Genomic DNA, 425 nt, shown 5'->3' with positions numbered 1-425 from the left:
TCCAGGGCGGCCCGGTGACCCTGCGCGGCACCCGCACCACCATCAAGCCCGCCAAGGGGCACGCCGCGGAGCGCGCCGCGATGCGCGCCGGACGATGGGCCCTCGACCACCCGGGCGCCTGGCGCGCCACCCGGCGCATGGCAGGCGCCACCCGCCGGCTCCACCCGCGGCGGCTGCCGCTGCCCGGCCCCGCGAAGGCGTGGAGCGACGCCCGCGACCTGCCCGCCGTGCCCACCGGCAGCTTCCGCAGCTGGTGGCAGCAGCGCGAACGGCACCCCCACGCGGAGCAGGCATCCGCCCAGCAACCCCGCGCAGACCAGTCACGCGCGGAACAACCCCGCGAGCCGCGCCCCGAGCACGGCGCCCCGCGCGGAAAGGACGAGCGGCCGTGACCGACGACAACCCCGGCCGTACCGAGATCCTGC

1 protein-coding gene is annotated in these 425 nt (G+C 78.6%); it reads left to right on the top strand.

Annotation, left to right across the window (positions count from 1 at the left end; all coding sequences use genetic code 11):
* Positions 1 to 392, top strand: a 392-nt coding sequence (locus tag WA788_RS35650; RefSeq protein ID WP_335984669.1) for a lactate utilisation protein LutB domain-containing protein, incomplete at its 5' end; no start/stop codon positions are given.
* Between the last annotated feature and the right edge of the window lie 33 nt (positions 393 to 425).

This window comes from Streptomyces sp. CA2R106 (genome assembly GCF_037034245.1).
Lineage (GTDB): Bacteria > Actinomycetota > Actinomycetes > Streptomycetales > Streptomycetaceae > Actinacidiphila.
This window is presented reverse-complemented; position numbering and strand designations above follow the sequence as displayed.